7 protein-coding genes are annotated in these 13187 nt (G+C 71.0%); 4 read left to right on the top strand and 3 right to left on the bottom strand.

Features of this window, described 5'->3' with window-relative positions:
• Nucleotides 1-32: 32 nt before the first annotated feature.
• On the top strand, nucleotides 33-278 hold the full coding sequence (locus ADL12_RS30270; protein WP_159053336.1) for a hypothetical protein: 246 nt from the start codon (nucleotides 33-35) through the stop codon (nucleotides 276-278).
• 678 nt (nucleotides 279-956) lie between these two features.
• Here ADL12_RS30270 and ADL12_RS30265 read toward each other — a convergent pair.
• The gene (locus ADL12_RS30265) at nucleotides 957-3380 is read right to left on the bottom strand and encodes a DUF3376 domain-containing protein (protein ID WP_159053335.1); all 2424 of its coding nucleotides are present in this window, start codon (nucleotides 3378-3380) and stop codon (nucleotides 957-959) included.
• 1106 nt (nucleotides 3381-4486) lie between these two features.
• On the opposite strand from ADL12_RS30265, the gene ADL12_RS30255 reads away from it, so the two are divergent.
• The 3 genes from ADL12_RS30255 to ADL12_RS30245 are packed head-to-tail and all read left to right on the top strand — an operon-like array spanning nucleotide 4487 to nucleotide 10636.
• On the top strand, nucleotides 4487-4963 hold the full coding sequence (locus ADL12_RS30255) for a hypothetical protein (protein ID WP_062707374.1): 477 nt from the start codon (nucleotides 4487-4489) through the stop codon (nucleotides 4961-4963).
• Nucleotides 4964-4969: 6 nt separating this feature from the next.
• The gene (locus ADL12_RS51155) at nucleotides 4970-9994 is read left to right on the top strand and encodes a DnaB-like helicase C-terminal domain-containing protein (protein ID WP_079052361.1); all 5025 of its coding nucleotides are present in this window, start codon (nucleotides 4970-4972) and stop codon (nucleotides 9992-9994) included.
• 3 nt (nucleotides 9995-9997) lie between these two features.
• The gene (locus ADL12_RS30245; protein WP_062707372.1) at nucleotides 9998-10636 is read left to right on the top strand and encodes a hypothetical protein; all 639 of its coding nucleotides are present in this window, start codon (nucleotides 9998-10000) and stop codon (nucleotides 10634-10636) included.
• Here the strand turns inward: ADL12_RS30245 and ADL12_RS30240 are convergent.
• Nucleotides 10615-11778 carry a helix-turn-helix domain-containing protein gene (locus tag ADL12_RS30240; protein ID WP_244188114.1) on the bottom strand — a complete coding sequence of 388 codons (1164 nt, stop codon included), beginning with the start codon at nucleotides 11776-11778 and terminating at the stop codon, nucleotides 10615-10617. The two genes, ADL12_RS30245 and ADL12_RS30240, sit on opposite strands and share 22 nt — an antisense overlap.
• Before the next feature lie 9 nt (nucleotides 11779-11787).
• Complete coding sequence (locus tag ADL12_RS30235) at nucleotides 11788-12114, bottom strand: hypothetical protein (RefSeq protein ID WP_062707369.1); 327 nt, start codon at nucleotides 12112-12114, stop codon at nucleotides 11788-11790.
• Between the last annotated feature and the right edge of the window lie 1073 nt (nucleotides 12115-13187).

Below are 13187 nucleotides of genomic sequence, written 5' to 3'. Positions count from 1 at the left end.
CTTCTCCTTAACGCGGCGTACGTCACAGCAGGATGATGGACCGGCGCGCCAAGGGCCGCGACATCCACCGGGGAGACGTGCGTCGGCGTCCTCGGCCGAGCTGCTGCCCGCAGGTACGTCCGGCACGCACCGTTTCCGGTCTGGCCACCGCCACCGGACTGCCCACCGACGTCGCAGCGACCCTGGCACCGCTCGCGCACAGCGACAGCGTCCTGCACGACAACCCCCTCATGACACCAAGGCCGATCAGGCTCGCCCTCCTCGACACCGTTCGCTGACGTCCGAACGTCGTTGCGCCCAAGGCTTGCCCAGCCGAGCCGAAACACGGTACATGCCACAGGAGACTGCTGCGGCTGCCCGCCGTGCGGTGGCGTCCGTGCCCGCCCGCGCGGTTCCTCGGGCCGGCTGCCCCTCCCGGTTGGCCTCTGTGACACCCCGCGGGCACTTGGCTGATCACGTCGGCGGCCAGGACAGACCCGCTGACCTCGGCGGCACCAAGATCCCGACAGACTCCTACGCCGCCCGGAAACCGCGCTCACGAAGTCGCAGCCGCCCGGGCCGCCGCCGAAGGCCGCACACCCGCCGGACACTGGGTCCGAGGCCACTGGCGCAACCAGTACTACGCCAGCGTCGACGAACACCGGCCCCTGTGGATCGAAGGATTCCCTCGCGGAGACTTCAGCCGGCCCGCACCCCAGCGCGACACACTGCTGATAGCCCACGGAGACCGCACGTCCCGGGCCCCGCGGCCGTGACTCGCTGGTTCGCGGGTGAGGACACGTCCATCAATGGCGAGACGAAGTATCGGCGCAACAGCCGAGCATGAGGGGGTATGGGCCGGTCTTGTGGGTGTGGCGTGTGGGGTGTCCGGTGTGCTGTGCATTGGAGGGCGCGCGGGGTCTGGTTGGTCTCTGGCGCCGTCGGCCCCACCGACTCGGGGGTGCAGCGGGCGGCTGCTAGAGATGGCGGATTAGGGCCACGATCACGGCCCCGATGAAGGCACTCCCCAGCATGAGTGGAGCGATCACGATCTGTGCCAGAGCGGACTTTGCCGCATCCCTCAGGGACACCTGCTCTCCCTGCTCGTGCCCTTTACGCCAGATTACCCAAGTCCGGTGCCACACCAGGCCAGCGATGAAGCAAAGCGGCTGCTTTTTCACCATCACGCCGATCAGCTTGTCGCCGGTTTTCTTCACCGGCTTGGCGTCTTGGTCGGCCAGCAGTTGGGCATCGCTTTTCGTCGCCAGATCCGCCAGGCGCTTTCGCATCCGTTCAGTGGGGCTATCCCCTTCTTCGCCAGGCAGTTCCTCGGCAGCAAGGATCGCTTCGTGAAGGGTCCTCTCCTCTTGCCTGTCAGCCTCGTCCGGAAGCAGCAGGGGCAGCAAGTAGTGGGCTGCGTCTAGACGACCCCAGACAAAGTCTGACTGCCGCCACTCCTTGTTGATGAAGGCACCGAAGTGGCGGAACCGGATGCCGTAGAGCTTCTTGTCGCCAAGGCGCGCCGACCAGTCCTCGTGGAAGAGCGGCCCCATGTCGTCAGGCCCCAGCCGTAGGAACTTGAACTTCGGCGTCAGGTTGTCGATGACCTTCGCAGGCGGCGCGAACGCTTGGGTGAGCACTTCTACCGTCAGATAGGCGGAAATCACGTCCTCTTGCTTCCGACAGTGTGGGCCCGGTGTGGTCTGTTTGAGAGTGCGGAGGAAGCACGTGGCCGCCTCGTTAACGAGTCGGCCGACCACCTCCGGCACGTTCAGCTCGTTGAATACCTGATCGGCCAGTAGGGCCGCCTGCATCTCGCCCAGTCCGCCGTCCAGGAGATGTCGACTACCCAACTCAGTCCTGACTGCATCCCTGACAGCAAGTGCCTCACGGAGCCGGGTGCTGATGTTGGCAGTCCCTTCGACGAGCACCGCCTGCTTCTCCGGTGAGAGATTCGGCGCGCGACCGTGCGTGGGCCTAAGGAGTTCATGCAGGTAATGACCAAGGGTCTGCAGGAGCCGCTCGGCAGTGATGATTCCCCACGGCCAGTGGTCGATGTTGGGATCGCTGAGCTGCTCGTCCCCTGGGGGAAACCAGGAGAGCGGCCGATCGAGGATGTCAGCGATTGCGTCGTCGTCCACTTCAGGCAGAGGCGCGAGAGAGGTCACCGCTCCTGTGCTCGTGTACCCGACCACTGGGTCCAGCAGGACGGCGTTGACGCGGCTTCGCCGGTACTCGTCGAGTAGACTCTGGGCGGCCTCCTGCATCTGTTTTCGGTGCTGCGTGCCGGTATCAGTGACGAGGCGTTCGAACAGATTCTCGCGGGTGCCGCGTACGCTGGTCTGAACCCGCTGGCCGATGTCCTCAGTGCCGGAGCGGAGATCCACCTCCTGTGGGTAATTCAGAGCGCTCAAGCCCACGACGCCGGGGCGAATTTCGTGGCAACGCTGCTGCGTGACCTTCTCATCTTCCAGCCGCGCGGCGGAGGGGACGACGAAGACGAGGGCGCGTTCCACCGGCCGCCTAGTGACGCGGCGCTTCGTGATTTCGTCGAGGACAGGACTGAACGGCGCGTTGTTGAGTACGCCGCCGTCCATGACGCAACTTGCTGGGTCTCCGTATGTTGGGTCGGGGCGCACGCGATGGTCCAGCAGGGGGAGCTCGCTGACGGGTTGAAAAGCGATCGGGAAGCTAGCGGTGGCGCGCGCGGCCCGTAGCAAGGCGAACTCGTTGATGGAGGCGAAATGCTTGGGTTCATCCGGCCCGAACTTCCACGTACCATTCTCTTTCCTGTACCTCTGGGCACCCCCTCCAGGCCGCTGGTTCTTGAAGCGGTACACACGCCGGTGGTCGCGAACGTCGAAGTGCTGTTCGAAGCTGTCCTTGAAGGCGCGACTCTGGCCGTCTAGTGCCGTCGCCGTGAGGAACAAGGTGATCGTCTCGGTGTCGGGCTCTGGCATTTCCGGGACGGCCGCGAGGGCCTCGCGGATTTTGTTCTCGAGTGACTGCCCGCTGAGGACGCTCTCATCGGAGTCTGAGGCCTGTGGCAGTAGGGATTCGAGCGAGGCCGACCTCCACATCTCCCGAAGGTCTGGCAAGGCCGATCCACGACCGATCGCGGTGGCCAGCAGCATGCCGTTGAGACCGCCGGCCGACGTTCCTGAGATGACGTCAATCCGTACTTTCTTGCGAGCATCGTTTGCCAGTCGCTTCCAGAGTTCGAAGACCTGCCTGTCTTCAACCGCCACGTCTTCTGCGTCGTCACCACGGGACGCGCGACGCAGTAGGTCGAGCTCATGGGCGACACCTCCCATCCAAACTGCGAGGCTGACTCCGCCGTTCATTACCAGGGCGAGCCGGACTTCGGTTGTTTGAGCGTCAGCAACCTGCACACGATCCATCTCGTCCGTGGCTGGCGTGCAGCGGAGTGGGAGGAACCTCATGATGGCTGCCTCGCCACTCTTTCTCCCGGCCTGACGTCGTGGCCCACGCGATGCTCCTTGGTTGGTTCGCCGCCCTCCCCCGGTTGCGACGATTGCAGCTCCTCGTGCGGCCCGCGATTGCACGGGACCGCAGTACGCCCGAACGGAGGTAATGGTTGGTGGGTGCGTCGGCCTGGTGGGCCGTGGCGGTGGGCCGTGGCGGTGGGGTGGGCCGTCGTGGGCTGTCATGGGTGCTGTGGCGGGATGGGTGCGTCTGGCTCGTGCGTCTGTGGGCGGGTGGGTCTGTCTGTGCGGTGTCGGTGCCCGGCCTCCCCGCCGTCCCTCACCCGGTCGTGCCCGCCCCTCTCTCGGTGTTACGTGTCCCCTTCCTTCCCGACCCTCCCCCCTTCACGTTACGTATTGTGTGGCGGATGGTGTTACGGGTTGGGTAGGGTGGGGGTGCTGCGGGCGGGCTGGGTGTGAACTCGGCTGTCGGGTGGGCGTGTTGTGCCCGGTCGGGGTGCGGCAGCGGGTGTCTCGCTGTCTCGTTGTCCCGCCTCCCGTGGCTGTCCGGTGCTCGTGCTGGTCGTTGCCGTGTTGATCGTTTGGAGGGGTTGTTGTGTCTCCTGCGCCGACTGATGTGCCGTCCGAGGCCGTGGCTCGGGCCGTGTATGAGTTCGTCGATGCGCGTCTGGATGAGGAGCTGCGTGCGGAGTATCCGACGGCGGACAGTGAGCCGGCGGTGGACGTCTACCGGGTGCGGCTGGGGGAGGCGCAGGCGGCACACCAGGGCTTCGTCGATGCCGTGTACCGAGGCGACCTGGACGCCGCCCGGGCGGCGTGGGGGGAGCTGAGGAGTTTCGCGGAGCGGTGGAGGAGTCATCCCGGTTTTCCTGAGCCGCTTTCTGACGGTCCTTGGTCGGGGGGTTCGGTGCGGTGGGCGCTGGGTGAGGCTCTGGGGGATCGTGAGGCGTACGGGCGCGTGCTGCTGACGGTGCTGGCGTTCAGCGAGGGGGAGGGCATGCCGGGGCCGGTCTGGCGGTCCGTAGTCCCTGACCGGCGCCGACGGGGGTACGCCGGGCGGTGTGGACGACGGTGTCGCGTGGCTGCTGAGCGCTGACGGGCAGTTCGTTGTCGAAGGCCTCGATGCCGAGGAGCGGTCGGTGTACCGGCTGGTCCATGAGGACCTGGCCGAGGAGCTGCGCCGCCAGGCCCCGCCCTCCATGCGTGAGGCCGTCACGCTGGCGCTGCTGGCCTGGATGGACAAGCCCTGGCGGCTGACCTCGCAGGGCGGGCGGGACTGGGGCGTGCCGACCCCTACATCCGTGACCACCTCGCTTCCCACGCCGCGTCGTGCGGGCTGCTGGCCCCGTTGCTGGCGGACCCCGCGTTCGTGGCGGTTGCCGACCCCGCGCGCCTTGAACGTGCCCGTGTCCGGGCCGGTGCTGTGGCCGGTTCGTCCGGTTCGTAAGGGGCGGTTCAACCGGCTGTTGCGGCCTGTGTGTTTGTCCCGTCTCGCCGTTCCGGGCGGGCTGTTTCGCTGTTTTTCGAAGGAGTGCTGAGCTGTCATGGCCGACCGTGCCCACCCCGCTTCCGAGCCTGCCGCCGGGATCGCCGTGTCCGGCAGTACCTCCGCGCCGGCCGAGGCGTCCGCCGGTGCCCCGGGTGCCGACGGCCGGGCCGGCGGCGGGGAGTTGGCTGTCCCTGCGGGTTCTGCCAGGGCGGCCGTGCCCGGTGCTGCGCCGTCCGACGGTGCCGTCGCTGCCGCGCTCTCCGAGGAGGTCGCCGGTCCGACGGCTGTTGTGGTGTTGGGGGTGTCTCAGGCGCGGAACCGGCTGTATCAGCTGGTGGACGCGGCGCGGGACGACGGCCAGGTGGTGGTGGTCGAGAAGCGGGATGCGAAGGCCCGTCATACCTATCGCGCGGCGCTGATTCCGGTGGGGCGGCTGGATGCTGGGTCGCGGGGCCGGCTTTCGGGGTGGCCGTCGTGGGCGCGGACGGCGGCGCGTCCGAAGCTGGGTGATCTTGTGGTGGAGGCGGGGGATTCGCCGGTGCGGCGGGGTGTGCCGCAGGTGCTGCTGGACCGTACGAAGGCGGTCGCGGTGCTGGTGGACGCCGCGTTGGTGCCGCCCGGCGACGCCCTGGTGACCGTGCCCGACTCCACCGACTCCACCGACTCCACCGACTCCACCGGCCCCGCCGCTCCGTTGTCCGCGGCGGCCGAGGCCCCCGCGGCCGCTCCCGCTTCCGTTGTGTCCGCGGAGGCGTTGTTCACGCCCTCCCCGGCGGCCGCGGCCGCCGGGGAGGAGGCGCCCGCCGTCGTGCGCAGGAGCGGCACGGTTCCCGGAGCGGGTGTCGGTGTCCCGGCTGCGGTGGGGGAGGCCACCGAGGTGCCGGAGCCGGTGCCGGGGTCTCAGGTCGTGAGTCTTCTCGAGGGGTTGCGGGAGGCGATGGAGTCCGGGGCGGTGGTGTGTGTCACCGGTCCGGACGGCACTGCCCGGACGGCTCTTGAGGCATGCCGGAAGACGCTGGGTACGGCCGCGGTGTGGGTGACGTCGGAACAGGGCATGGACCGCGGCTCCTTGCTGAGTGCCCTGCACGGGCAGCTGCGCCTGGACCTGCGCCGGCCAGGGCGCCGCGCTCTGGCTCGCGGCGTAGAGGACGTGGTCGCCGCCGAACTGCAGTGCAGTGCCCGTCTGTTGGTGGTGCTCGATGCGCACCGGTTGGATACCGGGGCGCTGGAGGTGCTGCACGAGATGCGGCGCGAGGGCCGCTTCCCCGTGGTCCTGACCGGTGACAGCCGTCTCGACGGTGTCCTTGAGCACCCTGATCTGGCGGGCCTGAAGTCCGGTGTGTCCGTGCGTTTTCGCCTGACCGCCTCCGACGTGGCGCCCGAGGCCTTGGCCGAGATCTCGGGTGTGCGGAGCGGGCCGGATGCCGGTGTGGAGTCGGAGCAGTCCGGGCCTCGGTGGGCGGGCCCCTGGCCGATGAGCTTCACGCGGGTCGCCGACGTGCTGAGCCGCTCCGCGGATGCTGGCGGGGCCGCTGCCGGACCGGCCGTCACTACGGAGCCGTCCGAGATGGCCTCTACTGCTGTGGCGGCCGCGGTCCGTGAGGACGCCGGCGCCGTCTCGGACCCTGCAGCGCCCGTCCCTGCAGCGCCGGCGGTCCCCGCCGGGAATGCCCCGGTGTCGCCGACCGGCGACACCGCTGCTCAGGACGTCGTCGAGGCCGGTCACGCTGCCGTCGAGGCCGACAGGGCCGCCGAGGCGGAGCCGGTCGGCGACGCCGCTGCTGAGGACACCACCGTCGGCCAGGACACCACCGTCGGCCAGGGCGTGGGCGGTACGACGCCCGGGACGGCGGCTGAGGCGGCCCCGTCGGCCGGGGGTGGTGGACAGCGCCGGCTGCATGGTCTGGGGGAGGTCGCCGGTCTGGCCCTGACCGAGGCCGTCGCGCCGCCGGCTGTGCCGCGGTTCGGGTTCGGCCTGCACGCCCTGGATGCCGCGCTGGGGAGCCTGCCGTCGGGGGTGTTGACGGTGGTGGCGGCCGAGCCGCACGCGGGCGGCTCGCTCCTGGCCGTGCACGCCGCCCGGCACACCGCCCTCACCCACCAACTCCCCGTGCTGTACGCGGCGTCGGGCCCGTCGCGGACGGCTGTGGCGCTGCGGGTGATCGCCGCCGAGGCCGAGCTCGACTACCGGCGGCTGCGCACCGGCGCCCTCACTCCGGACGAGCAACAGGCCGCGGCCCAGGTTCAGGCCCGGCTGACGGCCGCCGACCTGCACGTCGACGACGGCACCGGCCTGACCGCCCAGGCGATCGCCGAGACCGCCCCGTACGTTGAGGGCCTGGCCCTGGTCGTCGTCGACCGCTTCCAGCACGCGGCCGATCCGTTCATCCCGCTGTCCGGCCCCGCGCTGCCCGAGGCGGCCCGGGTGCTGGCGCACCTGGCCCGCAGCCGGAACGTGCCGGTGGTGGCCGTGCTCGACACCGCCGACCCCGACGTCCTGGCCGCGCTGGACGCCGCGCACCTCACCCTGACCCTGACCCGCACTGGCAACGACGCCCAGGTGTCGGTGGTTGAGCGTGATTTCGGCGAGCTGACGACCGTGCCGCTGCGCGCCGATCTCGCGTGCGCCCGCTTCACCGACCCGCCCGAGCCGGTCCGCCGGTTCGACGCCGCACGCGCGTTCCGCGGTGCGGAGGGCGAGAAGGTCACGGCCGGCCTCGCCGACGCGGTCCGCCCCTACATGGAAGCCGGCGCGCTCGAGCAGCTCCCGGACGACCTGCGGGGTGTGCTGGCCGCCCTGGTCCACCACCTCGACGAGGAGCGGGCCGGGGACGAGTGGACCGTCTCGGAGCTGTCCTCCTCCCAGAGGGCGGTGTGCGCCGCTGCCGCCCGCCGCCCGCGTCTGCCCGACACCGCCCCCGGTCGGCGTCTTCAGCAGGCCCTGGAGGCCTTCTACGCGTACGCCACCGCCCACGGCTTCCGTCCGTCCGCCGCGCCGCACGCCCCCGTCCCCGGCGAGGTGCTCCCGGTCGCCCAGGACGCGACCTCGGCGGGGCCGGTAGAGCCGGCGGCGGATCCCGGCGCCGGTATGACGCCCGGCACCACCGCCGGCCCGGCTGCGACGATGTCGGCGTCCACGGCCGCCGGGGCCACCCCGGCCGCTCCTGGCGTCGCCCTGCAGCCCTCTCCCGCGCCCGCCGCGGCGCCGGCCGTCCCGGTGACCGCGGGGGAGGGGTTCGCGGCCGCGGAGGCCGAACTCCTCGACGCCGCGCTGCCGTTCACCTCCGGCGCCCGCCACGGCCTGTCCGCCCGCCTGGCCGGCGCGCTCTCGGCCATGCGCGAGGCCTCTGCCATGCCCGGCCGCGCGGACGAACTGCCCGGGCTGCGCCAGGCCGTGGCCGACCTCGCTGCCCGTCGCCCGCCGGTGCCGTCCACAGTGGAGGGCGAGCGCCTCGGTACGGCCCTGGCCGCGTTCACCGCCGCTCACCGCAGCACCCCCACCACCATCCCGTCCGCGCGGCCGGCCCCGGCGACGTCGGCCGCGCCGTCACCGGTCTCCGCCGTCGGCACGCCGGAGGCGGGCCCCACCCTCGCCCAGGCGCCGGACCTCGCCACCGCGGAGGCCGAACTCCTGGCCGCCGCCGCGCCATTCCTCACCGGCAACGAGCAGCGCTCTGAGCTGTCGGTCCATGGCCAGCACGTCCTGACCGCCCTGCGCGATGCGCTCGCTCCCGGCAACGACCACCTCCTCCCGGTGCTGCCGGCCGCCCGGGCCCGTGCCACCGAGCTCGGCGCGCGCCGGCTGCGCCTGCCCGCCACCGCCGAGGCTGACCGGCTGCGCACGGCCCTGAGCGCCTATCACGCGGCCGTGACGGCGGCCGGGATCACCCCGTCCGTCCTCCCCGCCCCCGCGCGCCCGGGTGCCCCGGCCACGGCGTCCCTGACGGTCACCGAGCCCGCCCCCGCCGCCGAGCCCGCCACGGCCGCCGAGGACACCGGCGCCGCGCCCGGTACGGCCGACCCGGCCCCGAAGGTGGTCGAGGGGCTGGTCATGGAGGCGCCCTCGGCCTCGTTCAGCGACGACACGCCTCCGCCTGAGGACACTCCCGGCACCGGCGGCCGGAACTACACCTACTTCCTCAACAAGATCAGCGCCGCGGTCGATCAGGCCCTCGACGAGACGCACGGCGACATCGAGGCCGCGGTCAAGATGCTGCAGAAGAAAGCCGTGCCGGACTCCATGGCCCTGTTCAAACTCACCCGGGTCGGCGCCAATTACGTCCACACCGTTTATCCGCCCGCTCTGGATTTCCTCTCGAAACCCGGACAGGGCGAGGCCGACGGAATCTGGGAAGGCCGCCATAAATGGCGCAACGCCCCCCTCTACGAGGCCATCAAGAAGGGGGATCACCACCCGCTGGACGTGGTCGGCCTGGACACCAACGCGGCCTACCTGTCCGCCTTCAAGACGCACCTGCCCATCGGCGCACTCAAGCACGATCCCAACGGGGGCTACGACCGCCGCCGCGCCGGGATCCACCGCGTCGACCACTTCGTATGGCCCCACGACCACTTGCCCAACCCGATCGGCAACCGCAAGGAGCCCGGCCCCTACCTCCTGGACGAGGCCACCGTCCGCCTCCTGATCCGCTGCCATGAACTCGAACTCAGCGAGCCGCCCCGGATCCTGGAATCGTGGACCTCCGGCGCCTCAGAAGCACTCCTGGAGAAATTCCGCCGCGTCCTGCAGCAGGCCCGTCAGACCGCGATCGAAAACGAGGACTCGGCCACCGAGGAATACGTCAAGGCCATGTACTCCCGTTTCACCTCCACGATCGGCGAATCAGGAAAGAACCGCGAACTCCGCCGACCCGAGTGGGTCCACACCATCCGCTCCCAGGCCTTCGCGAGCCTCTGGCTGAAAGGATGGAAAGCCCACAAGGGGGGCCTTATCCTGGTCCAGGCCTCCGGCGTCGACGAACTCCACGTCGCCGGAGGCGACTGGAAAACAGTCTGGGAAGAGGGCCGTAAGCCCACCCAGATGAAGGTGAAGCGCCTTTACACCCTCGGGGGGAATTAACCGATGCCGTACGACGACAGCGGCTGGAAAAACTTCGGGACCTACGGCGCGAACCGCTCCCTCGAGAACGTCCGCGGCGGCGTCGCGCTCGGCCGAGCCCTGGAAGAGGCCCTGGAACGTCAGATCATCGAGGGCGGCATCAAGTCCCCCGTCACCTCCCCCCGCGGCCTGAAGGCGCGCCTGAAGTACCTCAACAGCGACGCCGGCGTCGAGGCCATGCGGGAGGCCGGGATCACCGTCAAGTCCCGTGCCCTGAAGAACTGGTTCGCCGGCAAGCAGAAGCCCAGCGTCGCGAACCTCGAGCTCGTCGACACCGCGTACTGGAACCTGCGCACCCGGCGCATCCTGGACAACCTCGGCGCCTTCAAGCAGCACCTCAACAACCAGGGAAAGGGCACCGCGGTCGAGATCCACCCCATCGACCAGTCCCTGGTCGACGAGCACGCCCGCCGCCCCAACCTCGAAGGCGAGCAGGCCCACCGCACCCTGCCCGCGGTCCGCTACATCTGGGACGACGCGGTCGACGCCATGGAAGCCAGCGACGAAGGCAAACTCGAGGAAATCTGGGACGACATCATCACCGAGCTCGACTCCGACTGGGGCGCCTATACCTACGTCTCCTACGTCGGCCTCGGCGCCTGAGCTGAGCGGACCGGTGGCGGTGGTGGTTCCGGGACGCGGGTGCCCGTCAACGCCGGGGGAGGGCCGGGCCGTTGCTGGTGGGTCTTGGTCTGGTAGAGGACTGTGCCGCCGTCGTCGGTGTGCGCGATGAGGTCGATGCCGTGGTCGTCGTCGGTGGGGGTGGTGTGGGCGGCGGTGCCGGGTCGGGTGGGGCCGGTGCCGTGGGTGAGGAGGTTGGTGGCGGTGATCCAGTCGGGTGGGGTGGTGCCGTTGCGGTGTGCCTCCCGGCTGGCCGACCGGAACATGACGGCGAAGGCGTCCGCGAACACTTGGACGCCCGCGGCCATGACGGCGGGGGCGTTGCGGATGCCGGGGTCCGCGGCGAGGGCTTCGACCGCCGGCCTGATGCCCGCGGCCAGCCGTTCGATGTCGTAGCGGGCGCGGTGTGCGGTGAGGGCTTCGATGACCGGTCTGATGCCCGCGGCCAGCCGCTCGGCGTCGTAGCGGGCGCCGATGTCCGGTCCGCCGTACGCCAGAGGGAGCGGGTGGGTGCGGCGGATCAGTTGCGTGAGCTGCTTGCGCGGGGGTGCGGGGCGGGTGCCGCACCGGGAGGTGACGTGGCTGTAGGCGTCGAGGTACGGGCGCTGTGCGGCCGGGTGGCAGATGCCGCACACGGTGAGGAACGTGATCAGCTGCTCGCGGCTGGTGGGTAGGGCCTTGCGGTTGACGATCCGCGACGCGGTGGCGAGCGGTACCCGTGCCCGGCCCGGCCGGTCGAGGTCGCGCAGGGGCGGGGCGCCGGCCCGTTCGTACGCCGTGGCCAGGACGAGGCTGAAGTCGCGCGCGTCGCAGACGAGGTGGGGGGCGGGCGCCTTGAGGACGCGGAGCTTGCCGCGCTGGGCGGTGCGGCCGAGGGTGTGCAGGCGGCGGGCCTTGTCCTGGTCGGCCGGGCCGGCGCCGCAGGCGCGGAGGTAGGCGTCGAGGACGGCCGGGGTGGGCGGGGCGGTGCCGGACTCGGCGCGCTGGACGGCGCCGCGGGAGATGTTGGCGGCGTCGGCCAGGGCGCGCTGGGTCAGCCGGGCGGTGTCGCGCAGGGCGGTGAGGTGCTCGGCGAGACGGGCGTAGTGGCGCTGAGCGGCGGCGCCGGCGGGGGAACGGGTCATGGCCGGTGCCTACTTGCCCGTGCCGGAGCGTACGGCGGCCTCGACGAGGATGCTCATCAGGCGGCGGCCTCCGCCGGCGGCGGTGAGGGTGGCCGCGCCGATCGCCCCGCAGCCGCCCAGGAGGGCGAAGACGGTCTCCAGCTTGGTGCCAGCGAGGAACAGGCCGCTGCCGAGCCCGAGGACGGCGATCAGCAGGATCAGCGCGTGAGTGGGCCCGAACCGCCCGGCGGCGCCGTCCGGTTCACCGCCGTCCGCTGGCGCCGGTGCCTCGGCGGCGGGTGCGCAGGTGCAGGCCGGGGCGGGACCGGCCGGGTGGGGGAGAGGGGGAATGCTCATGGTGCGCAGGACTCCATCCTGACGGGGGCCGCCGGCGGTATGCCGGGGCCCGGGCTGTGGTCGCAAAGTGACGCAGTCCTCAAGGCAGTTGGCCCTGCCGTTGGTCGGGCTGCGCGGCACACAGCCTTCCACGCTCCGGTATCCCGCCGCCCCGCCCCGGTACAGCTTTTGTCCGGTATGCGGCTTGCCGGCCCCGCCGGTGTTCCCCGTCTCCCCGTGAAATCCGCCGCCCGGCCGGCCCGCCAAAACCGGCCCGGTGACGACGGGTTGCGCGCCTGCGGCGCCTCTGGCGGCCCACCGTTTGTTCCGGCTGACTTGCGGCCTAGGCCGTATCAGCAAGACGGTGGTCTCAGCACGACACCGGCGGCGAGTTCGCCGGTGTCCTCCTGACGGCTACTGGTCGCAAGCCCGAACCGCTTCAGGACTCCCGGCAGGCGCGTTGGCCCGCGCCCGCCGCCACGTCAGGCCGGCACCGCCCTCGGTGACGGCCTGACGTGCGTCCAGGGCGACGGCGGTGACTTCCCGCGCGTCCCGGGCCTGCGGCGAGGCCGTTGCTCAGCTGCTCGACCGGCCAGCGCGGGCGGGTGTCGAGGAGGAGGGCGTTGGCGCGGGGAGCGTCGTTGTGGCCGACGTTGCTGGTGATGACGGTCCGGCTGGTCGGTGGTGTTCGGCAGCGTCCGGCGTTGTTCGGTGGTGTTCAGTGCGGTGTTCGGGGCCGTCTGGTGCCATCGGAAAATCCCGTACATCGTTCAGAATCTGCTCTTCCAAGAGCATCGCTCAGTGTCACCCTCGCACGCTGTCTCGCCTCACCCGCGGGCCGTTCAGCTGCGCCCCGGACGGCCCGCCCGGGGATCGCCGTACGCCCGGCGGGCTGATGCGCCTCGTCCGCCGCGTCCCTGGCCTGGACGGCCGGTCCGCGGCGCATTCTCCCCGCGGGGATTGGGATTGGGGATGCGGGTTGCGGGGGGTGCCTAGACGAAGGACATAGAGGCACCCCCCCCCGCACGGACAACCCGCCCCCGCCACCCGCCCGTTCACCACCGGGGCCAACGGCCCCGGTCCCGCGCCCAGGC

This window comes from Streptomyces regalis (assembly GCF_001509475.1).
Taxonomy (GTDB): domain Bacteria; phylum Actinomycetota; class Actinomycetes; order Streptomycetales; family Streptomycetaceae; genus Streptomyces; species Streptomyces regalis.
Note: the sequence above shows the minus strand (reverse complement) of the source record. Positions and strands in the feature narration are given on the sequence as shown.